The organism is Phytohalomonas tamaricis (genome assembly GCF_003012345.1).
GTDB classification, from domain to species: domain Bacteria; phylum Pseudomonadota; class Gammaproteobacteria; order Pseudomonadales; family Halomonadaceae; genus Phytohalomonas; species Phytohalomonas tamaricis.
This window is the reverse complement of sequence record NZ_PVRV01000019.1, coordinates 121,319-145,012: the sequence shown is the minus strand read 5'-3', so window position 1 is coordinate 145,012 and position 23,694 is coordinate 121,319. Positions and strand designations below refer to the sequence as shown.

The 23,694-nt window shown below is 56.1% G+C and carries 21 protein-coding genes; 13 read left to right on the top strand and 8 right to left on the bottom strand.

Annotated features, from left to right (window positions below):
- Positions 1-20: 20 nt before the first annotated feature.
- The 3 genes from C3Z11_RS02640 to C3Z11_RS02630 form a co-directional block, all read right to left on the bottom strand.
- The gene (locus C3Z11_RS02640; RefSeq protein ID WP_106476016.1) at positions 21-1,865 is read right to left on the bottom strand and encodes a sensor domain-containing phosphodiesterase; all 1,845 of its coding nucleotides are present in this window, start codon (positions 1,863-1,865) and stop codon (positions 21-23) included.
- 279 nt (positions 1,866-2,144) lie between these two features.
- On the bottom strand, positions 2,145-3,140 hold the full coding sequence (locus C3Z11_RS02635; RefSeq protein WP_106476014.1) for an LLM class flavin-dependent oxidoreductase: 996 nt from the start codon (positions 3,138-3,140) through the stop codon (positions 2,145-2,147).
- 356 nt (positions 3,141-3,496) lie between these two features.
- Positions 3,497-3,829, bottom strand: coding sequence for a hypothetical protein (locus tag C3Z11_RS02630; RefSeq protein ID WP_106476012.1), 333 nt, complete (start codon positions 3,827-3,829; stop codon positions 3,497-3,499).
- A 261-nt stretch (positions 3,830-4,090) separates the two neighbouring features.
- Between C3Z11_RS02630 and C3Z11_RS02625 the strand changes: the two genes are divergently transcribed.
- Complete coding sequence (locus C3Z11_RS02625) at positions 4,091-4,927, top strand: ion transporter (protein ID WP_106476010.1); 837 nt, start codon at positions 4,091-4,093, stop codon at positions 4,925-4,927.
- Between the two features lie 171 nt (positions 4,928-5,098).
- The gene (gene dksA / locus C3Z11_RS02620; protein ID WP_394810185.1) at positions 5,099-5,542 is read left to right on the top strand and encodes an RNA polymerase-binding protein DksA; all 444 of its coding nucleotides are present in this window, start codon (positions 5,099-5,101) and stop codon (positions 5,540-5,542) included.
- A 534-nt stretch (positions 5,543-6,076) separates the two neighbouring features.
- On the opposite strand, the gene C3Z11_RS02615 is transcribed toward dksA, so the two are convergent.
- Positions 6,077-6,337, bottom strand: a complete 261-nt coding sequence (locus C3Z11_RS02615; protein WP_106476008.1) for a type B 50S ribosomal protein L31 — start codon at positions 6,335-6,337, stop codon at positions 6,077-6,079.
- A 184-nt stretch (positions 6,338-6,521) separates the two neighbouring features.
- Entirely contained in the window at positions 6,522-7,523 is a 1,002-nt protein-coding gene (locus C3Z11_RS02610) for a LacI family DNA-binding transcriptional regulator (RefSeq protein WP_106476006.1), read from the bottom strand.
- Between the two features lie 409 nt (positions 7,524-7,932).
- Here C3Z11_RS02610 and C3Z11_RS02605 point away from each other — a divergent pair, with 409 nt between their 5' ends.
- The 10 genes from C3Z11_RS02605 (at position 7,933) to C3Z11_RS02560 (ending at position 20,110) form a co-directional block, all read left to right on the top strand.
- Positions 7,933-9,234, top strand: a complete 1,302-nt coding sequence (locus C3Z11_RS02605) for an ABC transporter substrate-binding protein (protein ID WP_106476004.1) — start codon at positions 7,933-7,935, stop codon at positions 9,232-9,234.
- 92 nt (positions 9,235-9,326) lie between these two features.
- Positions 9,327-10,262: a carbohydrate ABC transporter permease gene (locus tag C3Z11_RS02600; protein ID WP_394810184.1), complete on the top strand. Its 936-nt coding sequence runs from the start codon at positions 9,327-9,329 to the stop codon at positions 10,260-10,262.
- Positions 10,259-11,083, top strand: coding sequence for a carbohydrate ABC transporter permease (locus C3Z11_RS02595; RefSeq protein WP_106476003.1), 825 nt, complete (start codon positions 10,259-10,261; stop codon positions 11,081-11,083). The genes C3Z11_RS02600 and C3Z11_RS02595 overlap by 4 nt, the downstream gene beginning before the upstream one ends.
- A 28-nt stretch (positions 11,084-11,111) precedes the next feature.
- Positions 11,112-12,269 carry an ABC transporter ATP-binding protein gene (locus C3Z11_RS02590; protein ID WP_106476001.1) on the top strand — a complete coding sequence of 386 codons (1,158 nt, stop codon included), beginning with the start codon at positions 11,112-11,114 and terminating at the stop codon, positions 12,267-12,269.
- 61 nt (positions 12,270-12,330) lie between these two features.
- Positions 12,331-13,800 carry a mannitol dehydrogenase family protein gene (locus tag C3Z11_RS02585; protein WP_106476000.1) on the top strand — a complete coding sequence of 490 codons (1,470 nt, stop codon included), beginning with the start codon at positions 12,331-12,333 and terminating at the stop codon, positions 13,798-13,800.
- 38 nt (positions 13,801-13,838) lie between these two features.
- Complete coding sequence (gene xylB, locus C3Z11_RS02580) at positions 13,839-15,350, top strand: xylulokinase (RefSeq protein ID WP_106475998.1); 1,512 nt, start codon at positions 13,839-13,841, stop codon at positions 15,348-15,350.
- Positions 15,351-15,530: 180 nt separating this feature from the next.
- The gene (tal, locus tag C3Z11_RS02575) at positions 15,531-16,481 is read left to right on the top strand and encodes a transaldolase (RefSeq protein ID WP_106475996.1); all 951 of its coding nucleotides are present in this window, start codon (positions 15,531-15,533) and stop codon (positions 16,479-16,481) included.
- Between the two features lie 86 nt (positions 16,482-16,567).
- Entirely contained in the window at positions 16,568-17,224 is a 657-nt protein-coding gene (locus C3Z11_RS02570) for a nucleoside/nucleotide kinase family protein (RefSeq protein ID WP_262927194.1), read from the top strand.
- A gap of 239 nt (positions 17,225-17,463) precedes the next feature.
- Entirely contained in the window at positions 17,464-18,903 is a 1,440-nt protein-coding gene (locus C3Z11_RS02565) for a sugar porter family MFS transporter (protein ID WP_106475993.1), read from the top strand.
- Between the two features lie 181 nt (positions 18,904-19,084).
- Positions 19,085-20,110, top strand: a complete 1,026-nt coding sequence (locus C3Z11_RS02560) for a methyl-accepting chemotaxis protein (RefSeq protein ID WP_158700902.1) — start codon at positions 19,085-19,087, stop codon at positions 20,108-20,110.
- A 20-nt stretch (positions 20,111-20,130) separates the two neighbouring features.
- Here the strand turns inward: C3Z11_RS02560 and arsH are convergent, their stop codons facing one another.
- Positions 20,131-20,853, bottom strand: a complete 723-nt coding sequence (gene arsH, locus C3Z11_RS02555) for an arsenical resistance protein ArsH (RefSeq protein WP_106475989.1) — start codon at positions 20,851-20,853, stop codon at positions 20,131-20,133.
- Positions 20,854-20,937: 84 nt separating this feature from the next.
- Here arsH and C3Z11_RS02550 point away from each other — a divergent pair, with 84 nt between their 5' ends.
- Positions 20,938-21,282 carry an ArsR/SmtB family transcription factor gene (locus C3Z11_RS02550; protein ID WP_106475987.1) on the top strand — a complete coding sequence of 115 codons (345 nt, stop codon included), beginning with the start codon at positions 20,938-20,940 and terminating at the stop codon, positions 21,280-21,282.
- Here the strand turns inward: C3Z11_RS02550 and C3Z11_RS02545 are convergent.
- A complete protein-coding gene (locus C3Z11_RS02545; RefSeq protein ID WP_262927193.1) occupies positions 21,279-22,349 on the bottom strand; it encodes an ArsO family NAD(P)H-dependent flavin-containing monooxygenase in 1,071 nt (356 codons plus the stop codon). The two genes, C3Z11_RS02550 and C3Z11_RS02545, sit on opposite strands and share 4 nt — an antisense overlap.
- Positions 22,350-22,377: 28 nt before the next feature.
- Positions 22,378-23,670 carry an arsenic transporter gene (locus C3Z11_RS02540; protein WP_106475983.1) on the bottom strand — a complete coding sequence of 431 codons (1,293 nt, stop codon included), beginning with the start codon at positions 23,668-23,670 and terminating at the stop codon, positions 22,378-22,380.
- Positions 23,671-23,694: the final 24 nt, after the last annotated feature.

The following is a 23,694-nucleotide window of genomic DNA, read 5'->3' as shown; positions in this document are numbered from 1 at the left end:
CGTTACGCCACTTGCCTGTCTCAATCAAGCGGTGGCGAATGGTGTAACTGCTTAGTCAGCAGTAGGGAGATTTCATCGGGGGACAGGGGTTTAGAAAAGTAGAATCCTTGAATCTCATCGCAGCGATAGGCTCTCAAAATGAGATGTTGGCCAATGGTTTCTACTCCTTCGGCCACCACCTTCAAGCCGATACTGTGTCCCATGTCGATGATTGACTGGACGAGTGCGGCCGCTTTGGTATCTTCAAAAATCGGAGTGATAAAGGAGCGATCGATTTTAATCGTGCTGACGGGTAGACGATTGAGATAGGAAAGTGATGAGTAACCGGTGCCGAAGTCATCGATCGAAAATGATATTCCCATGGCTTTCAATAACGCCATATTTCTCAGCGTGCCGACATAGTTGCTGATCATCGACCGCTCGACTATTTCGAATTCAATCAGCTTGGGCGACACCTGGTGGGTGACGAGCAGTTTCTCGACCATTTCGGGAAAGGTTGATCTTGCGAGTTTTTCCTGAGCGACATTGATCGCGACCGGAACGACAGGCACACCTGTGGCCATCCAGCGCGCAAGCTGAGCGATGGCTGTCTGAATTACCCAGGCATCGATCTGTCGGCATATCCCCAGCTCTTCGGCAATATCGAGAATGTCTAGCGGCGATACGTAGCCTAGCTCTTTATCATGCCAGCGCAGCAGAGCCTCCACGCCGGTGATGGTATTAGTGAGCGCATTGATCTTGGGTTGGTAGTGCAACGTCAGTTGATTGTTGGCAAGCGCCTCAGGCAGGCGTTGACGGATACCAATAAGGCGTTTGAGACGGGCAAGATAGTGTTCGCTGTCGACTTGCAGGCAGTGCGTTTCCTGCAGTTCATTCATCTGACTCACATGATCGCAGGACATGAGGATATGGCGGGCCTGCTCGAAATGTGCGCAATTATCTACCGTCATGATGCGAAATGCGTAGGACGATGTTAGCCCCTTGATTTTCATGGGGGCATTGAGCGTTTCATTAAGCTTTACGCATAGCTCAGAAGGCGATCGGTCATGAGGAAGCAGGAGGAGTAGGCCGAAGGTGCCTTCCCGGATACGGGCGCGTAGCCCGATACCTTCCAATTCTGCTTGGTGCAGGCGCCTGGCGACTTCCACGAGCAGAAACTTGACCGCAGTAAAGCCATGGACGCGTTCCAGTAAGCTCATGTCCGCAATCTCGATCATGATGAGAGAGAGCTTGCGATCGTCAGGACATGCCGCCAGAAGACCGTTGATCGTATTGTCGAATGCGTCCAGGGTGGCGAAGTGTGTCAGCGGATCAATATCGGCCCGCAGGTCAGCCTCGGCGCGCTCATAGATCAACGTGGCATGTTGATCAATTTCATTCTCGGTGAAGCGGGCCAGCTCTTTAAGCAGCTCGCATTGCTTGAGGGTGAGCCGCCGAGGTTTGTTATCGAGCAGGCAGATCGTGCCCAGCGGCATGCCCGATGAAGAGCGAATAACAGCGCCAGCGTAAAAGCGAATGTTCGGGCTATTGATCACTAAGGGATTTGTCGCGAAACGCTCGTCAAGCAGCGTATTCTCGATGACCAGCATGCCATCGTCATGAATCGCATGGCTGCAGAATGACCAGTCACGCGGCGTCTCGCTAAACGATAGTCCATGATGAGACTTGAACCACTGCCGTTCGGCATCGATCAGGGTAATCAGAACAATCGGAACATTAAAGAGACGTGCTGCCAGTGCCGTGATGTTATCAAAGCGTTTTTCAGCGGGGGTATCCAGAAGCGACAGGCAGTGTAACGCCTTAAGCCGCTCGTGCTCATGGGGATAAGGGGCGGCAGCTATGGCAGTATCGCTATGGCCTATCAAGGTTCTTCAATCCTTTTTTCTCTAGCAAAGCGATGCGCAGCTAAGGTTGCTGTCGAGCGGGAACATCCCAGGAGTTAAGTTCATAGAACTTTATATCGGTCATTAGGCAATAACGTTTAGGAATAATACTTAAGTACATATGTTAACTTAAGCTATCCTTAGTTGCGTGCAAGCAACTGGGTTAAATTGATTAAAAAAATTTATTAATGGCGCTTCGATAATCTATCGAAGCGCCGTACCTAAACATAGCGGAGTACTTGCTGGCCGGTATGGCTTGTTTCAGTGCTTCCAGAGCTTGGCGACGATCTCATACGAATGCAGCCGGTCTGCTTGGTAATAGAAGTCCGAGTTGATCATCAACTCATCGGGTTGAGTCTTGGCAATAAAGGCTTCCAGTTCCTGACGGACTGTTTCGGGCCCGCCAACGATGGAGGCGCCAAGATTGGTGTTCACTGCAGCCTGCTCGTGCGGCATCCAGTCCATTTCATCAACAGGCGGCGCTAACCGCGTGCTCAGGCCACGCATCAGATTAAGAAACTTCTGCTGCTGCGTTGTCGCTTGGCGACGTGCCTCGGCATCGGTATCGGCGGCAATCAATGGGATGCCGAGCATGAGGTAAGGTTGATCAAGTACCGCTGAAGGCTTGAATCCCTCACGGTAAAGCCGAATCGCCTCATGCATGTAACCTGGCGCAAACTGACCGGCAAAGGCAAACGGCAAGCCCAGATGCGCAGCCATCTGAGCACTGTAGCCGCTTGAGCCAAGTAGCCAGATAGGCACATGCGTCCCTTGGCCGGGGTAGGCCTTGACGCGCTGCCCGGGCCGTTCCTCGCCCAAGTACATACGCAATTCTTCGACCTGCTCAGGAAAATCGTTTACGCCACTTCTTGGGTCGCGGCGTAATGCCTGCATGGTAATGCCATCGGTACCTGGCGCACGACCGAGCCCCAAATCGATGCGATCGGGGTAAAGCGTAGCCAGAGTGCCGAACTGTTCGGCGATAACCAAGGGAGGGTGATTGGGCAGCATTATACCGCCAGAACCGATGCGCAGCGTCGATGTCGCACCCGCAACGTGCCCGATCAGTATCGAGGTTGCGGCACTGGCAATCCCTGAGGCGTTATGGTGTTCAGCCAGCCAGTAGCGCGTATAGCCCAGCTGTTCGACATGGCGGGCAAGTTCAACCGTATTAACGAAGGTTTCGGCAGCTGTGCCGCCTTGCCGGATAGGGGCAAGATCCAGCACCGACAGTTTGATATCGGAAAGTCGTTTCATGGCAAAAGCCTAATATAATGATGAGCGTATGAGCCGTACTGCTGAGACGAGTAAATTAGTTAGCGTCCTTACGACCTGTATAGCCTAGTATAAGGATTACAGTACGTGGATGAAACGTTGAGACGGTATGAAATGAAGGTGCCGTGCGGGTTTGGTCGCCCAGTGAACATATTCGTCACGATACTTGGTGAGCAGCATTTACGCTGCTTTATAAGAAAAAAGCTACTTCAGCGAAAGAGCAGTGGTCGACCAGGCGAAAAATTCGGAGCTTAAAGAAAAGAAGAAAAGATGTACCAAGACGCGATTCCCTTCGCATGATGGATGTCTTTACATGGCAGAATTACCTGCACATACGCCTAGCGACGTGGGCTGGGCTTGGCTTCGTACTCACCTTCAAGCACATGATGATAATGAGCGCTGCCGTGCTTTGAACTTGCCTGGCCTTCATAGGTGTGGCTGAAGCGTTCGGCACGCTTTTTCATCTTGTAGCGCAGCAAAGGCATCAATGCCCAGCCGATCACTAGAAAGAACAAGGCAAACAAGGTTCCTACCAGTAATAACATACCAAACAGCAGCCATGCCCCCAGCATCTTGAAACCGCTCATGCCTTGGCTTGGACGCTGCTGACCCATGCGCTGCTTCCACTGTTCGGCCATGCGCCATGCGGCGTTGTAACGAGGATCTGCCATGTTAAAGTCACTCCAGAATGAATGGCGTATACCATAAGACCACGGTAGCCCAGCAAGGTTTCATCTCACGCCACTGCTTCAGCTTGGTCTAAGCAGTAAACGTACGATTCCTTTTATCTGATGTCTTGAGAATGGACGTTCAGTACAACGTACTTGAACGGCATAATGCAAAGCCTTAAAGCCACTTTGCGTTAACATGACGTCTTCAAGGTGCCGATTATCCGTTGCGCTCGCGCTTAGCATCGCTAGAGGAAGAGAACCATGAAAGAGCGAGTGACACCGTTTCAACTATTTCTCCTTGTACTTTCCGTTTACGTACTGGGCGCACTGGCGGCAGAAACCTTCTTTACGTTGCCTTACGAGGTGTCGCGGTTATTGCATTACCTCGACATGCTGGTCTGTGTTTTTTTCTTCACTGATTTCTGCCTGCGTTTTTATCGCGCGCCGAGCAAGCTGGCCTATATGAAATGGGGCTGGATAGACCTGCTCGCCAGTATTCCCATCATCTGGCAGTTCCAGGCCGCCCGTGTGATGCGTGTGATTTTGATCTTCCGACTAATCCGAGCGATGAAATCGATTCAGGGCGTACTCGATATCGTCTTTCGCAACCGTGCCGAAGGGGTATTCGTCACAGTGGCAACGGCCACGGTATTGCTGGTGGCTTTCGGCGCAATTGCGATGCTTTTGATAGAAGGCCCTGTGCCTGCCAGCCAGATCAATACAGCCGAAGATGCATTATGGTGGGCTATCGTTACGATTACGACGGTGGGCTACGGCGACTACTACCCGGTAACTACCGGTGGGCGCCTGGTGGCCATTTTCGTCATGATCGGCGGGGTGGGGCTGTTTGGTAGCTTTGCGGCCTACGTGGGTTCCTTGTTCGTGGCCGATACCCAGGATGATGAGGCACGTCAGCACAAGGCGGATCGTGACATGTTGCGTCACTTGAACAAGCAGGTGATGGTGCTGACTAACGAGGTGCGTTTGCTACGAGGCGAACTCAGCGTACGCAACGGTGCTGAAGCCTCGTCTGACGAATGTCTAAATGATAAAGACAAGCCTAACGATAATCCTAGGCACCATGGCCATTCGTCATAATAGTAATACTGTTTATTGCCGCTGGTGATGATATAGCGTTAACGTCTGCTTCGGTTGCGATGTCTAGCAAGCCTCGCCAGGAGACGCCGAGCATGCGCATTGCACCATAGGCGGGTACACCCCAGTGAAACACGATGTTTAGAATAAGACCGGTGATCAAGGAGAGAGATCATGAATACAATGAATGTTAAACCGGATCCGGCTCAGGCAACGATAAGCAAGGAAGCGCTTCTTGCCCAGCCTGAAAGCAGTTACATGAGCACGGAGCAACGCCATTTCTTTCGTGTATTGCTGGAACAGCAGCTCGAAGAGACACTCGATCATATTGCCTCACTGGTCGCAGGATTACGTGATAACGAGCGTAGCGCCGATGAAGCCGATCGCGCTAGCGCAGAAGAGGAGCAACGCTATGCGCTGCGGGTTATCGATCGTGAACGCAAGCTGGCTAGCAAGATCCGTGAGGCTCTGGAGCGTGTTGAAACAGATGATTTTGGCTATTGTGAAATGACGGGCGAACCGATCGGATTACAACGCCTATTGCTTCGTCCGACCGCAACGCTTTGCATCGCTGAGAAAGAGCGCCAGGAATACCGTGAGCGCCGCTATCGCAGCTGAACGACATGACCTCGCATGAGCCTAAAGCGGTTTGTCACCTATCAATCTCTTCCTGCGGGGTACCTGAGTCATCGGGTGCCCCTTTTAGGTTGCGTGTGCCGCCATTGTTCCTGAAAGCTATTGATGACTCTTCCTGACTCTGAAAGAAACGGCCTGCTTTCGTTGATGAACTCGTGAGATAAGCATTTTAACAAGGCGGGGGAATCAGAAAACAACAAGAAAGGAAGTAGTAAGGCAGGGGCTATTCAAGATAGCGCTCAATCATGAAAAGCCATCCATGGCGACTTTCTCCTCACTTTACCACCCGCGTTTCCATTGTACGCCTAGGCTTCATCCTGAAGCGGTGGCTTGAGAAAGGCGCCAGGCATCTCATCTCGATAAGGCGTAATACCGGCGCTTTCTCAACTGTAGAGTACTTAATAAACATTCTTGAATGGAAGAAAATATAACTTATTTATATGGCATAAGTATTAGCTTCGATTAATCAAAGAACGCTTTTGACTAGTCATGTATTAACTAGCTAATAACAGCGTATTAGCTACGACGCGTGCCAAAATTACCGAAGCGCCGCTGGAACTGAGCTGCGCGGCCTTCGCTGCTCACCTGACGCTGCTGGCCGGTATAAAAGGGGTGTGATGCTGAAGATACATCAAGCTTGACGATAGGATAGGTGTTGCCGTCTTCCCACTCGATCGTGTCGTCAGTCTCAATGGTTGAACGAATCTTGAAATAAGTATCAGCGTTAGTGTCGTGGAAGATCACCGTACGATACGTCGGATGGATATCTGATTTCATTTCACGCTCCAAGATAGGGTGAATGGAAAATGATATAAAGTATCAACAATGCTGCCATGCAGCATATTTTTCAATATAGCAGTAGCGCTTCACAGCTGTTGTCTTTCGTGATGCCCAAGAAAAAGGTAGTTGAGCGCGTGGATAAAGCTCGTCTTGCAGCGCTCTGACTGGCAATGCTTGAGCGTCAGTCACGGGCCTGCAAAGTGCCACGTACGATGATGCGTGGTCCTGTTGAAGCGCGGGTTTCAATCGCCCGCAGCGCCAAATCGACCGCTTGCTGTCCTATTTCTTTAATATCGTGGTGGATACAGGGCAAATCAAGGCCGAATACCTCGGCATAAGGCATTTCGTCAATACCAAATACTAACGTGTCGCGCTGCGGTATTACGTTGTGCTCATAGCATGCTTTGAGAATGCCCATGGTGATCTGATTGTTGATGCCAATGATGCCGGCCGGCGGAGCGTGGCGGCTGAGATAGTCGCTCATCTGGCGGTAGGCCGGTTCCATGGTGAAATCGGTGTAATAGACGTCTAGCGCAGTATCGTTGCGCCCAATTGCTTCCCTGATCCCTGAATTGCGTCCGATTGACACCAGCGAGTCGGCAGGGCCGGACACAACCATCACGTTCTTCACTCCCTGACGCAACATGTAAGCACCGGCCTGATAACCGCAATCGAGATTGTCGATATAGACGCCGCCGTGGTGAGGAGCATTGATCTCACGATCAACCAGAACCACCGGGATATCAGCCTTTGCAAGTTTCTCGAAGTAGGCAGGATGATAGTGAGCATCCGAGGAGATTACCGACAGGATCACGGCATCGACGCGATAGTCAATCAAGCGCGCAATTGCGGCACTTTCCAGCTCTTCCGATTCATAGGAATCAAACATCAATACCTCGAAGCCGCATGCTCGCGCCGTCAGCGTCATTTCCTTGGTGATCCCGCTGAAGAAGGGATTACTCATGTTGGGATTGACGATGCCTAGCGTGCGTGTCGACGGTGTCTTTGCAGACGGCGTTGAGTTCGAAGAAGTGTAGTTGAGTTCACGCGCCACGCTAAGAATATGTTCACGTGTATCCGGATGAACCTTGTCAGGAGCGGTGAACGCGCGTGAGACAGTAATCTTGCTGACATTGGCCGCTTGCGCAACGTCCTCAAGCCGGACCTTCAACCGTTCAGCCATTATCTCCAATTTCCTTATGATGTTACGAAATGATATCGCGATGATGCGTTATCAATAATGCCTTTGAGATAGGCTTGCGTTAGCGTCAGGATATAGGTTTTTCTATAGCCAAAAGTAATTGAACGAAAGTTTAATAAAAGAAGGTTGGTATCAATTTTAGTTCATAAGAATTTGAAAAATAAAGGTATTTATAATTTACCGGTAAGCGGTTTTTACTGGCCTTGTAGTGCGGTGAGCGTATCTGATACGAAATGATAAGAGAATCATTTCGTATCATTAGGCAGCATCATCGGGCATAAGCAGTCGGGGTGGGTCAGGACAGAACAGAGATATACGTCCGTCACGACTCGTGTGCCTTGACGTCTAATCATGACCGCACGGTAGTTGCGAGGGAAGGAGAAAACAAACAATGAAACGAGTTCTGTTCATCGCCAGCATGTGCATCGGTACGACAGCGTTTGCACAGACGCAGATCACGGTCGCGACCGTTAATAACCCCGACATGGTCACCATGCAGAAGATGACCGCAGCGTTCCACAAGGCGCATCCGGACATCAAGGTCAATTATGTCACGTTGCCGGAAAACGAGCTCCGCCAGAAGATTACCACCGATATTGCCAGCGGTGCGGGCCAGTACGACGTGATCACTGTCAGTAACTACGAAACGCCAATCTGGGCCAAGAATGGTTGGCTGAAGGCCTTGACTGATCTGCCGGAAGGCTACGACAAGAATGACCTGCTTGAGTCGGTGCGACAGGGGTTGTCCTATGAAGACACGCTTTATGCCCTGCCATTTTATGCCGAATCCTCAATTACTTATTATCGCAAGGACCTGTTCGAAAAGGCGGGTCTGACCATGGCGGAACGGCCCACCTGGTCGCAAATGACTGAATATGCCGAGAAGCTGCACGATCCCTCAAACGGCGTCTACGGTATTTGCCTGCGTGGATTGCCGGGTTGGGGTCAGAACATGGCGCTGTTCTCGACCATGGTCAACGCCTACGGCGGGCGTTGGTTCGACATGAACTGGCAGCCTGAGCTGACCTCGGAACCATGGAAAAAAGCAGCCACCGCCTACAAGAATCTGCTCAACAAGTTTGGCCCGCCCGGTGTGACCTCCAACGGCTTTACCGAATCCGAGACGCTGTTTGCCAACGGTCAGTGCGGCATGTGGGTCGATTCAACTGTCGCTGCCGGCTACGTTTCGGACAAGGAAACGTCACGCGTCGCTGACCAGGTCGGCTTCGCCCAGGCACCCTATGAGACTACCAAGAACGGTGCTAACTGGCTGTATATCTGGGCGCTGGCAGTACCTAAGTCGTCCAAGCACCAGGAGGCGGCGCAAACCTTCGTCGACTGGGCAACGTCTAAGGATTATATCAATGCTGTAGGCGAAAGTGAGGGCTGGCTCGCCGTGCCGCCGGGGACGCGCAGCTCGACCTACGCCAGCGAGCAGTACCAGCAGGCGGCACCGTTCTCAGATTTGGTGAAGACAGCCATCCAATCGGCCGATCCTCAGCACCCGAGCGCCCAGGAGGTGCCTTACACCGGCATCCAGTTCGTCAGCATCCCGCAGTTTCAGGCGATCGGTACTCGTGTCGGACAGATCATGGCTGGCACTTTGGCTGGACAGACCGATGTCGAACAGGGGCTGAATCAGGCTCAGCAGTTCACGAGCCGTCTGATGAAGCAGTCGGGTCTAGGCCAGTGATGAGAGACAGAGGCTGCCGTAAGGCAGCTTCTCGCTTATAGACGGATGTTGACCCTTCTGTTGTCAGACTTCGCCAAAAGGGAATCGGTGCCATGGATTCAATAACCACTACGCAGCCTGTCCATTCCGGCAAGGCGGCGAAGGCGCAGCGCAAGGTCGCATCCGCGCCGACGCGCCGCCTGATGGCGCCTGCGGTGATCTTCCTGTTCGTATGGATGATCGTGCCGCTGGTAATGACACTTTACTACTCGCTGCAGAACTACAATCTGATGATGCCGACGATGCGCAGCTTCGCCGGCATTCTCAACTATGACTTACTGTTCTCTGACCCAACCTTCTGGGCGGCACTGGGCAATACGCTACTGCTGGTTGCCGCTTGTCTGATCGTTACGGTCGGGCTGGGGCTTGCCTTGGCGCTCCTGTTTAACCGCACCTTTATCGGACGTGGCGCGGCGCGTACGCTGGCAATCTCACCTTTCTTTATCATGCCTGTGGTAACGGGACTGATCTGGAAAAACATGATGTTCCACCCCGTCTATGGCTTGATTTCCTGGGCGCTGCGCGCGTTGGGACTCGAGCCGGTTGACTGGCTAGCACATCATCCGATGATGTCGATCGTGATCATGATCAGCTGGGAGTGGACACCGTTCGCCCTGCTGATCCTGTTGACCGGGCTGCAATCGCTGCCGGAGGATCAGATTGAGGCGGTACGTCTCGACGGCGCCAACAAATGGCAGGAGTTCCGGCATATCGTACTGCCGCACCTCGGCCAGGTGCTTTACGTGGTCGTGATGCTTGAAAGCATCTTCTTTCTCACTTCATTCGCCGAAATTTATTCGACTACTGGCGGCGGCCCCGGCACGGCAACGACCAACCTGCCGTACTACATCTACCTCGGTGCCTTCTTTCAATATGACATCGGCAGCTCATCGGCGGCGGCGATTGGTGCGGTCATTCTCGCCAATATATTCGCCATCTTCCTGATCCGCTTCGTGGCCGGCAATCTTAACGCGGGGAGCCAGCGATGACTGAATCACGCCTGACCAACACGCTCCTGACCCTGCTTACCTATGCAGTGGCCATAGTCATGTTCTTTCCGATCTTGTGGATGTTCCTGACGGCATTCAAGACCGAGCAGACCGCCTTCGACATCGTGCCGCACTTTCTGTTTACGCCGACGTTGGACAGCTTCAAACTTGCCCTGGCGCAGGGCAACGGCTACTGGCATTACGCGTTCAACTCGGCGCTTTCTGCGGTAGCCTCGACCTTGATTGGCCTGGTGCTGGCGGTGCCGGCAGCCTATGCGATGGCATTCTTTCCGTCCAAGCGTACTGATTTCACCTTGGTGTGGATGGTCTCGACCAAGTTCATTCCTGCTGTTGGCGTACTGATCCCGGTCTTCATGGTCTATAAGTCGCTGGGCCTTCTGGACAACATCTGGGGCCTGACCATGCTGTTCACCGCCATGAATCTGCCGCTCATCGTCTGGATGGTGTACTCCTACTTCAAGGATATTCCCAAGGACATCATCGAAGCTGCAGACATTGATGGCGCCGGAACATTGCAGACCATGGTGAAGGTGGTCCTGCCGCTGGCGTTGCCGGGGCTGGCCTCGACCGGCCTGCTAGCGTTGATTCTGGCCTGGAACGAGTCGTTCTGGAGCCTCACCATGACCGATCACAAGGCCGCTACGCTTGCGGTATTCATTGCTTCGTTCAAGAGCGCCGAAGGCCTGTTCTGGGCCAAGATGTCAGCCGCCTCGGTACTCACCGTTACCCCGATCATCATCCTGGGCTGGTTCGCACAGCGTCAGATGGTACGCGGACTCACTTTCGGCGCCGTCAAGTAGCGCTCTGGCAATCGCAGAGGTCATCATCATGGCAATCGTTGAACTCAAAAACGTCGTCAAGAACTATGGCGGTCATAAGGGCAGCAAGGACAGCGCCAATGCGGTCGAGAATTTCAATCTCCTCACCGAGGACGGCGAATTCGTGGTGTTGGTAGGGCCGTCAGGCTGTGGCAAATCCACTACCATGCGCATGATTGCCGGGCTGGAGAACAATACCGGCGGTGAAATTCGCATCAGCGGCCGTGACGTCAGCGCCGTGCCGCCCAAGGATCGCGATATCGCGATGGTGTTCCAAAGCTACGCGCTCTACCCGCACATGAGCGTGTTCGAGAATATGGCCTTCTCGCTCAGGCTCAAGAAGACGCCCAACGATGAGGTCAAGCGACGAGTCAACGAGGCGGCCAGTATCCTCAACATCGAACATCTGCTTGAACGCAAGCCGCGCGCGCTGTCCGGCGGGCAGCGCCAGCGAGTTGCACTCGGCCGCGCCATCGTGCGCCAGCCGCAGGTGTTTCTGATGGATGAGCCGCTTTCCAACCTCGACGCCAAGCTGCGCGTCGATATGCGTGCCGAGATCGTCAAGCTGCACCGCAAGCTCGGCGTGACTACCTTCTATGTCACTCACGACCAGGTCGAGGCGATGACCATGGGCCAGCGCATCGTGGTGATGCTTGACGGCAAGATTCAGCAGGTCGATACGCCGCAGAATCTCTATGAACGGCCCAACAACATGTTCGTTGCCGGGTTTATCGGTACGCCATCCATGAACTTCCTGCGTGCCAAAATTGCAAGCGACAGACGCGCCCTTGAAGGCGAAAGCTTTCGTTTCAAGGCCGAGGGTGCACGCGGCACCGCACTGGATACGCATACTGCCAATGAGGTCTGGGTGGGAGTACGGCCTGAACACCTTCGCTATGTGGAAGACAGCGGTCACGGTGCAGGTTTGGAAAATATGATGCGGGGCACTATCGAAGTGGTCGAGCCGCTGGGCGCCGTTACTATGGTGCAGGTTCAGATCGATGATGCGCGTGTCACGGCACAGCTCGACAGCCACGTGCAAGTAACGTTGGGCGAGACGATCACTTTAGCGTGCGCCGGCGAAAAGCTGCACCTGTTTGATGCCGATTCCGAACAGGCGCTGGGACTCGAACAGCCCGTGTCTGAGCCGCTCAGCGCAGCGGTCTGAGTAACCAGCGTCTGTTGCTAATTCGTCATATTGCTATTTACCTTATCAGGAGGAAGTGCACATGCAGTTGCTCAACGCCCAGACGCTCGGCACGCTTGATAACGAGGTCGCCACCCCGAAATATGACCGTTCTGAGGTTCAGGCCGGCATTGTGCATTTTGGCGTCGGCGGCTTTCACCGTGCCCATCAGGCGATGTATCTCGATGCGCTGATGAGCGAAGGCAAGGCGCTTGAGTGGGGGATCTGCGGCGTTGGTGTGATGGCGCCGGATCGCCGCATGCAGGAGGTGATGAAGGCGCAGGATGGTCTTTATACGCTAGTGGTCAAGCATGCTGACGGTAGCTACGAGCCACGCGTGATCGGCTCGATCATTGATTATCTGTTTGCACCGGACGATCCCGAGGCGGTGATCGAGAAGATGGCCGCTGCCGAGACGCGTATTGTTTCACTGACCGTAACCGAGGGTGGCTACAATTTCCATCACGTTACCGGTGAGTTCAACTTCGCCCATCCCGATGTCGTTCACGACCTTGAACCCGGCGCGGTTCCGAAGACTACCTTCGGGTTGATCACCGAAGCACTGGCGCGTCGCAAGCAACGTGGCATGGCCCCGTTCACGATCATGTCGTGTGACAACATCCAGGGTAACGGCGACGTGGCGAAGAAGATGTTTACGGCTTATGCGCGGCGCAAGAACCCCGAGGTCGGCGAGTGGATGGCAGCACAAGTGCACTTTCCCAACTCGATGGTCGATCGCATCACACCGGTGACCACCGACGCCGACCGTGAAGAGGTCAAGCGGCGTTTCGGCATTGACGACGCCTGGCCGGTGGTGTGCGAACCATTCACCCAGTGGGTGCTTGAGGATCATTTCAACCAGGGCCGCCCGCCGTTTGAAGATGTCGGCGTGCAGGTCGTTGACGACGTCGAGCCCTATGAGCTGATGAAGCTGCGTCTGCTTAATGCCAGTCACCAGGCGTTGACCTACTTCGGCTATCTCGCCGGCTATCGCTATGCCCACGAGGTCTGCCAGGACACGCTGTTCGCCGATTTTCTGCTCAATTACATGAACGAGGAGGCGACACCGACGCTGTCGCCGGTGCCGGGCGTCGATCTCGATGTTTACAAGCACACCCTGATCGAGCGTTTCTCCAACCCCGAGATCAGGGACACTCTGGCGCGGCTGTGCGCTGAAAGCTCCGACCGTATTCCCAAGTGGCTAGTGCCGGTAATCCGCGCACAGCTTGCTCGCGGCGGCGAAATCAAGCGCAGCGCAGCGGTGGTGGCGAGCTGGGCGCGCTATGCCGAAGGTGTCGACGAGCAGGGTGAGCCGATCGAGATTGTCGACCGTATTAAGGACGAGTTGATTGTGATCGCTCAACGTAATCACGAGGAGCCGACGGCGTTCATTGCCAATCGCGAGGTGTTCGGCGATCTGATCGACGACGAGCGTTTTGTCGCCGCCTATACGCATGCGCTTGTCCTGCTGCATGACAAGGGGGCGAGGGCGACGGTCGAGGCCGTGGTCTAGCCTTACCCAACTTCTTGAGCCAGCGAAAAGGATAGCCCATGTACATCGGGGTAGATTGTGGCACCCAGAGCACCAAGGTCGTGGTGCTTGAGCCGGAAAGTCTGCGCATCCTCGGTGAGGGCACCAGTCCTCATTCGATGATCAGCGGCGACAATGGCCGGCGTGAACAGCAGCCGCAGTGGTGGATCGATGCCTTCGAGGCGGCCTTTGCACGTGCGCTCGAAGACGCTGGCGTCAGCGCGGGCGATGTGCGGGCAATCGGCGTATCCGGTCAGCAGCATGGCATGGTCGCCCTCGATGCTTCAGGCGTACCGGTCTACCCCGGCAAGCTGTGGTGCGACACAGAATCACATCGTGAAAATGCCGCGCTGACCGAGGCGCTGGGCGGTGAGCAGGGCTGTCTCGATACGCTCGGCGTAGCACTGCAGACCGGTTATACCGCTTCCAAAATCAGTTGGCTACGCAAGCATCACCGCGACGCGTTTGATCGCACCGCTACCCTTTTGCTGCCTCACGATTACCTCAATTTCTACCTGACCGGCGAGCGAGTCGCCGAGTATGGCGACGCCTCAGGTACTGGCTACTTCGATACCCGTACGCGCCGCTGGCACGAACAGGCGTTTTCGATCATTGCGCCGGAGCTTGACCCGGGACGCGTGCTGCCGCGCTTGATCGGCCCTGATGAACCGGCCGGGACTGTGCGTCGTGAAATTGCTCAGCGGCTTGGCCTCAGTGATGGTGTCATCGTCTCATCCGGCGGCGGTGACAACATGATGGGCGCGATCGGCACCGGCAATATCGCCCCCGGCACGGTGACGCTGAGCCTTGGCACCTCCGGTACGGTCTACGCTTCCAGCGAACGTCCGGCGATTTCCGATGATGGATTGGTGGCGAACTTCTGCTCCAGTCATGGTGGCTGGCTACCGCTGATCTGCACCATGAATGTCACCTCGGCGACGACTCAGGTGCGTGAATTGCTCGGTCTCGATCTCGATGCCTTCACCGCCCATGCTCAACATGCGTCAATCGGGGCAGGCGGTATCACTGTGTTGCCGTTCTTTAACGGCGAACGAGTACCGGCGCTGCCCGAGGCAACGGGTAGCCTATTGGGGCTTTCGAGCTACAATTTTACGGCAGGCAATCTGTGCCGTGCGGTGATGGAGGGAGCCACGTTCGGGCTGCGCTTCGGTTTTGATCTGTTGGGTGAGCTGACCGCCAAGCCTGAGCGCGTACGCTTGATTGGGGGTGGCGCGAAAAGCGTGGTCTGGCGGCAGATGGTAGCTGACGTGATGAACGTTGAGCTGGCCTGTCCGACCGTGACCGAAGCGGCTGCGCTGGGCGCGGCGCTTCAGGCCGCGTGGTGTGAACGTCGCCAGCAAGGGGAGGCGTGTACATTGGAGGCGTTGTGTCATCAATCAGTACAGCTTGAAGCGGATACCGTGACTCGACCGCAACTTGAAGACGTCACACGCTATGAAGAGGTTTATACTCACTATCTCGACACGCTCGAAAATTGCTATCCCGAGTATTTCAGCGCCAGACGAAAATAGACGCGTTGTCGAGGCCATAACGCCAAAATTCATGGCGTGAACACGTTGAAAAATAGGATATGACCCTGATGTTAAGGGGAAGAAACACTGTCATGGCGTATCGGGCATGGGCTCAGCGCCATGAGTCAGGCACACTATAGTGATGTGTCATGTGACAGAATTCATGTGAAGGAGGCGGTAATGACGACGCAGCTGGAAGCGCTGAAGCAGTACTCCATGGTAGTTGCCGATACCGGTGATCTTGATGCGATCAGGAAATATCAGCCTCACGATGCGACAACCAACCCATCGCTGATTCTCAAGGCTTTCGACCTTGAAGGCTATCAGTCTTTAATCGAAGAAACGCTGGCCGAAGTCAAGCAGGAAGTAAGTGATAAAGAGCAGCAGGTTGCGCTGGCGCTCGATAAGCTTTCTGTCGCGATCGGTAGCGAAATCGCCGGTATTGTACCGGGCGTGGTATCAACAGAAGTATCGGCCAAGCTTTCTTTCGACCAAGAAGCGAGCATGGCCAAGGCGCGTCAGATTGTAGAATTGTACGAGAAGCGTGGCGTTCCCAAGGAAAAGGTGCTGATTAAGCTGGCCTCGACCTGGGAAGGTATCCGTGCCGCCGAGGTGCTCGAAAAAGAAGGCATTCGCTGCAACCTGACGCTGCTGTTTTCCGACGCCCAGGCGCGTGCTTGCTTCGAGGCCGGTGTCTACTTGATCTCACCTTTTGTAGGCCGTGTCACTGACTGGTACAAGAAGGAAACGGGTCAGGATTATGGCGCCGAGGATGATCCGGGCGTCAAGTTCGTGCGCGGCGTGTGCAAGTACGCCAGCGATTACGGCTACAAGACGGTGGTGATGGGCGCGAGCTTCCGTAACATTGGACAGGTGCTGGCGCTGGCTGGCTGCAATCGCCTGACCATTTCACCGGCACTGCTTGAAGAGCTGGCCTCGAATGAAGGTGACGTTGAGCGCAAGGTTTCGGATGAAGGCGAGGGCACTAAAAAACTCGAACCGATGACCGAAGCCGAGTTCCGCTGGGAACACAATCAGGATGCAATGGCCAACGATAAGCTGGCTGAAGGCATTCGTCGCTTCGCCGAAGATCAGGACAAGCTTGAAGGCCTGATCGCCAAGCGTCTGTAAGCGCTAGTTAGTCTTGTTTGAGTAAGTGAAAGCCGGGCTTTACGTCCGGCTTTTTAATGTCCACGTCCCGGATAAGGAGCGCCTTTGTGCTAGCTGCGGAGTTGATCGAACAGGCGCGTAAATTGATGAATGGCGATTCGCGGCAGATGCTGGGTATTGTCGGACCGCCTGGCGCAGGCAAATCTACCTTGGCCGAGGCGCTGGTTGATGCGTTAGGGCCACAAGCGCAGATCGTGCCGATGGACGGCTTTCACCTTTCCAACCGTGAGCTCAAGCGGCTGGGCCGTGCCGAACGCAAGGGAGCACCGGATACCTTCGACGCTTTCGGCTATCGCGCGCTGCTCAAGCGGTTGCGTAGCGCTGGGCAGAATGAGACTGTTTATGCGCCGGGCTTTTATCGTGATATCGAGGAGCCGATTGCGGCCAGCATTGCGATCGAGCCGCATGTCAAGCTAGTGGTTACCGAAGGTAACTATCTGCTGCTGGATCGAGAGCCCTGGGCGAACATCGCCGCTCTGCTCGATGAAGTATGGTATCTCGACGTCGATGAGGCGCTGCGACATGAACGGCTGCTGGCCCGCCACGTGCGCTTTGGCCGGACATCGGAGCAGGCGACAGAGTGGATTCGCCTGACCGACCAGCCCAACGCCGAGCTGATCGCTAGCGGACGCGACAGGGCTGGGTGTCAGTTGCGTTGGGGCAGCGAGTGTTTCAGTATCGCCGCACCGGAAGGTGAGCAGTAAGATGCTGTATTTGACCTTTGTCTAAGAGGTAAGGTGAGGCATTAGCGGGTAATCGGCGTTATGCTGCCTGTTGGCAGGTTATTCGCTGCTTATCGCCGATGAAACAGGTGACTAAGTAAAAGCAGGCCGCACGGTAAGTGATATTGAGCAGCAAGTTCAACTCAATTGCTGAATCGATACAGCTAAAAGTCAATCCGCATGAATTTTGGGTGGAGTCGTTAAGACAAGGAGCATTGAGCATGACCACACGTGTGGACAATGGGGCTGCAACAAAGGGAATGAAGGGAGGGGCCCTGGTAGTGATGGTCTCGATCATCGCTGCACTTGGTGGACTTTTGTTTGGTTATGACACCGGCATCATTGGTGTTGCGCTGTTGGGGTTGTCCAAGCAGTTTGTGCTTGATGACACGCTCAAGCAGATCGTGACCGGTGCGATTATCTTCGGTGCATTGATTGGCTGTGTAGGAACCGGTCCTATTTCTGATCGGATCGGGCGTAGGCGTTCTATCATGCTGGTAGGCTTCGTCTTTACAGTGGGATCGATTCTTTCGGCTTCCTCGCCTAACGTGGCGATCTTGGTGCTTTCGCGCTTCATCCTTGGCCTTTCTGCAGGTAGCGCCACCCAGATCATTCCCGTTTATATCGCTGAGGTCACGCCGCCCAAGCACCGTGGCAAGCTGGTGGTGATGTTCCAGTTCATGGTGGTGTTCGGCATTCTGGTCGCCTACCTGACCGGGTATGCTTTGGGTGAGCAATGGCGCTGGATGTTTGGGTTGGGTGTGGTACCTGCGGTGATTCTGATGCTCGGCATGCTGGTATTGCCGGAGAGCCCGCGCTGGCTGCTCTCCAAAAATCGTGAGGACGAAGCGCTGACGATCCTCAATCGTGTGCGTTCCAGTCATGACAAGGCGCGTGCCGAACTCGACGAGATCAAGACCGTGTCCAACCGTCCAGAGGGCACTTGGCGTGATCTGTTCCAACCGTGGGTGCGTCCGGCGTTGGTGGCCGGTGCGGGCATCGCGATGTTCTCGCAAATCACTGGCAATAACGCAATCATCTACTATGCACCGACCATTCTCAGTCAGGCCGGCTTTGGCGATCAGGCCGCCGTGCTGGCGACGATCGGCGGTGCGGTATTGATCAACCTGAGCACCATTCTCGGTATTTTGCTCGTCGACCGCATCGGCCGTCGCCGTTTTCTGCTGATGATGGTGCCGGGCTCTGCTGTCGCCCTGGGCGTTATGGGCTGGCTGTTTCTCGGTGGTGCGCCTGAGGCCGGGCCAGGGCAGTGGCTGCTGGTCGCCTGCCTGGGCATCTATATGGCGCTCAACTGTAGCTTCGGGGTTTGCCTGTGGTTGATCAACGCAGAAGTTTATCCGCTATTCGTGCGCGGCAAGGGGGCCAGCGTAGGCGCTTTCAGCCATTGGGGCTTCGATTTACTGGTCACCCTGACCACGCTGTCGCTGGTCAGCGCGCTCGGTGCGGCGTATGCCTTTTGGCTCTACGGCGCAATTTCGGTGCTGGCGGTGCTGTTCGTACTGCGTTATGTGCCTGAAACCAACGGTCGCACGCTAGAAGATATTGAGCAGGACCTGAAGGACGGCGTGTTCTTCCCGCACCAGAAGCGTAAGGCTAAGCCACGGTCGACTGTATCCGTAGCCGCGAATCCCGGTCGCTAGATATTGTGCGTAATTTTGCCGATTCAGCCTTTGCGAGGCAGGGCATCGTTCCGGCCTAATCATCGCTGATACTCTTTTTGTATTCTGCGCCCAGACAGCCCTCGCGGCGGTCCGGGCGCTTTCTTTTGTGTAGTCTGCTGCTGGATCTCGCCGCGTTTTTTCCTGAATGGCGGTGAACCAGATGCAAGACGATATCCTCGGCCTGGCCTATGACATTTCCAATGCGACGCGCAGTAAGGTCGAGCTGATCGAGGCGATTACGCGTCGCGCCCATATTCTTTCGCTCAATGCGCGCATTGAGGCCGCCCACGCCGGGCAGAGCGGCGCCGGCTTCGGCGTGCTTGCCGAGGAACTGGGGACGGTGTCCGCCGAGATCCGCAGTGTCGCCACCGCGCTGCGTCAATCCATCGACGGTCATCTGCACGAGATCGAGCAGGCGGGCAGCGCCATGCTGACCTCGTTTCGCGGCGCACGGCTGGCTGATCTCGCCGCCAGCGCGGTCGAACTGGCTGAGCGCAGCCTGAGTGCGCGTGCCAGCGACGTGCGTTGGTGGGCAACGGACAGTCGGATAGTAGATGCGGCGCGGGAAGGTACGGACGGTACGCGGCGCCAGGCGCAGCGTCGTCTGGCCACTATCTTGCGCACCTATGGCCTCTATCTTGACGTCTGGGTGCTCGATACACGTGGCCGGGTGGTTGCTACTGGCCGGCCGGAGCGCTATCCGCGTACCCAAACCGCCAACATGGTCAATGCCATGTGGTTTCGCAAGGCGCTCAACACGGCCAACGGTGATCAATTCAGCGTGGCCGAGGTGATGCGTCAGCCTACTCTCGATAACGCTGCGGTAGGCACCTATGCCACTGCCATCCGTGAGGGTGGTGAGCGCGACGGCAAACCGGTCGGCGTGCTGGCCTGTTTTTTCGACTGGACGCCGCAGGCGCGCGCCATTCTCGATAGCGTCAAGCTGAGCGAAGATGAGCGCGCAGTGAGTCGCATTCTGCTGCTTGACGCCCATCAGCGCGTACTGGCCGCCTCCGACGGCCGTGGCGTGCTGAGTGACGTCTTTGCTCTGCCGCTCAAGGGCCGTCGTCATGGCTTTGAACTACGCGACGACCGATTGATCGCTTTTGCCCGTGCGCAGAGTGATGAAGGTGGTTTCGCGGCGATCGAGTACCGCCTGCCGCCAATGCCTCGGCACGGTGCCTGAGCGGGCCGTTTTACCTGACGCTAACGGTCCGGCGCAGATGTGGCCTGATTGACGCGTTTGGATAACGCTTCGGGGCTTTCCTTGCGTTCCGAATAACGATCAGTCAGGAATGCGTCATGCTCGCGCAGCAGCAGAGTGAACTTGATCAGCTCTTCCATCACGTCAACGATGCGATCGTAGTAGGGTGACGGCTTCATCCGACCTTGCTCGTCGAACTCGTTGAATGTCTTGGGTACCGATGACTGGTTAGGGATAGTGACCATACGCATCCAGCGTCCCAATATGCGCATTGCGTTGACTGCGTTGAACGACTGCGAGCCGCCGCACACTTGCATCACAGCCAAGGTACGGCCTTGTGTCGGGCGCACGCCGCCCAATGACAGCGGCAGCCAGTCAATCTGACTCTTGAACACGCCGGTGATGTTGCCGTGGCGCTCAGGACTGCACCACACCTGGCCCTCCGACCACTGCGACAGTTCGCGCAGTTCGACCACCTTGGGATGCTCGGCATTCTCCTCGTCGGGCAGTGGCAGGCCGCGCGGGTCGAAAATGCGCGTCTCGGCGCCGAACATGTGCAGCAGGCGCGCAGCCTCCTCGACCATCAGACGACTGTAGGAGCGCTCGCGCAGCGAGCCGTAAAGCAGCAGGATACGTGGCGGACGGGCTTTTGCTTGCGCTACCAGCTCATGGTTGCCTGCCAGCGTCAGATGCTCAGGCAGCAGATTTGGTAAATCGTCGTACATGAAGACTCCTCATCAAGAGTAAGGGTATCCGTCGAAGCAGAACTGCTATAGTGCTCGTTCAGTCATCTCAATGGTTTTAATAACATGGAAACGACACAGGCGCTCGCCGCGCTTGGTGCCCTGGCTCAAGGCACCCGGCTGGCGATCTTTCGCTTTCTGATTGGCCGTGGCCCTGAGGGCGCCTATGCTGGTGATATCGCCAGCGCGCTTGATGTATCGCCATCGACGCTCTCGTTTCACTTGAAAGAGCTCGCCCACGCAGGGTTGGTGCGCGCCGAGCAGCAGGGTCGTCATGTTCACTACCGCGCCGAGTTCACCCATATGCAGGCGCTGATCGATTATCTGACTGCGCACTGCTGCGGTGATCAGCCCGAGCAGTGCCTGACGCAGGCGTCCTCCTGTGCCTCTAAATCCGAGCCGGGCGCTTAGCTTCTTTCATCCAGTGTCTGGACGATGTCATTGACCGTCGCACGCGCACTTCGCATCACGCCGATCAGCGTTGCTGAGGCGAATCCTGTCCACTCGCCGTAACCGACCAGCCACAGTCGAGGCGCCTTTTTCGCCCGGGTGCCTTTGAGCACGACACGGCCATCGTCCTCAAGCACGTCAAGCGGGACGAGATGATCCAGCGCGGGGCCAAAGCCGGTACACCAGATCACCGTGTCGACCGCGCTTTCCTCACCGTTCTGCCACACTACGCCGTTCGTCGTGAAGCGTGCAAAGGGACGTACACTATCAAGCACGCCGCGTTCGCGGGCCTCCTTGAGCGGCGGCACCATGACGATATCGCCAAGATCGCCGTCATCGGTATCCAGCCTGCGGCCTTCCTGATGGGCCTTCCATTTTTCAGTGGCGCGCTCGAACAGCACTCGCCCGTCAACATCGTCAGGCAAAAAGCGCGGCGGTTCGAGCGTTACCCAGGTCGTCTCGGCCACCGTCGAGACTTCGGCGAGAACCTGTGCGCCGGAGTTGCCGCCGCCGACGATCAGCACACGCTGGTCGCGAAACGGCTCGGCAGTATGGTAATCGCCGGAGTGAAGCTGGTGGCCAGTGAATGTCTCGCGGCCGGGATAGGCGGGCATCAACGGATGACGCCACGTGCCGGTGGCGCTAATTACCGCGCGGGCGTGAATGTCGCCACGATCTGTATGGACACATAGACCGTGTGGGCCCTGCGTGACCGCGCTCACCTCGACGGGACGGCGCAGTGGTAACCGGTAGCGCTGCTCATAGGCGGCGAGATAGTTGATGATGTGATCGCGGGGTGGCCACTGTTCATCGCAGGGTGGCATTGGCCAGCCGGGTAGTGAACTCCATTTGGCCGGCGAGAACAGGCGCAGCGAGTCCCAGCCATGACGCCAGGCACCGCCGGGCGCCTCCTCGCCATCGAGGATCACGTAGTTCAACCCGGTGCGGCGCATGAAGTAGCCGCACGCTAGCCCGGCCTGACCACCGCCAACGATTACCACGTCGAATATGTCGTCGCTCGCTGCCATGTTCATGCCTCGAGGTTATGCGCTGACGTCAAGCGTGAAGGATTGCCAACCAGCCTGCCAGAGCGAGCAGCGTCACTGCCAGCACCGGCACGGTGAGTACGATGCCTACCTTGAAGTAGTAGCCCCAGCCGATCTTCATGCCCTTGCGTGACAGCACGTGCAGCCACAATAGCGTTGCCAGGCTACCGATCGGTGTGATCTTGGGGCCGAGGTCACTGCCGATCACATTGGCGTAGATCATCGCCTGCTGCGCCAGCCCTGCAACATGACTTTCATCAATTGACAGCGCCACCACCAGTACAGTCGGCATATTGTTCATGATCGATGACAAACCTGCGGCAATGAAGCCGGTAGCCAGCGTAATCATCCACAGGCTCTGGCCAGCGATGGCACTCAGCACTTGAGCGATCTCAGCGGTGAGTCCCGCGTTGCGCAGTCCGTAGACGACCAGATACATGCCGAGCGAGAACACCACGATGCTCCACGGCGCATCCCGCAGCACTTTCAAGGTATTGATGCGATGGCCGCGGCGGGCGATGACGAACAGGATAGCGGCGCCGATGGCAGAGATGAGCGAGACCGGCACGCCGAGCGGCTCGGCGATAAAAAAGCCAGCAAGCAGGAAGGCAAGCACCCACCATCCTGCTACGAAAGTGGCGCGGTCCTTGATCACTTCGTGCGGCGTCTTGAGCTGGGTGAGATCGTAGCGGGGCGGAATGTCGCGACGGAAGAACAGGTAGAGCGCAGTGAGCGAGGCGAGAATCGAGACGATATCGACGGGCACCATTACTCGCGCGTACTCGCCGAAGCTGATATCGAAGAAGTCGGCCGAGACGATGTTGACCAGATTCGAGACCACCAGTGGCAGGCTTGAGGTATCGGCGATGAAGCCCGCCGCCATGATGAAGGCAAGTGTTGCGCCAGCGCTGAAGCCGAGCGCAAGCAGCATCTCGAATACGATTGGGGTGAGAATCAGCGCCGCGCCGTCATTGGCGAACACCGCCGCGACCAGCGCGCCGAGCAGGACCACCATGGCCAGCAGACGTCCGCCATGGCCGTTGCCCCAGCGTCCGACATGGAGCGCGGCCCATTCGAAGAAGCCGGCCTCATCGAGCAGCAGACTGGTGATGATGATGGCAATAAAGGTGAAGGTCGCGTTCCAGACGATGTGCCACACGGCGGGAATATCGCTGGGGTGGATGACGCCGGTGAGCAGCGCAACCAAGGCGCCGGCGCTGGCACTCCAGCCGATGCCGAGCCCCTTGGGCTGCCAGATCACTAACGTCAGGGTGGCAAGAAAGATGATGACGGCAAGCAGCATTGCAGTGTTCCTTGTCGCGTGGCA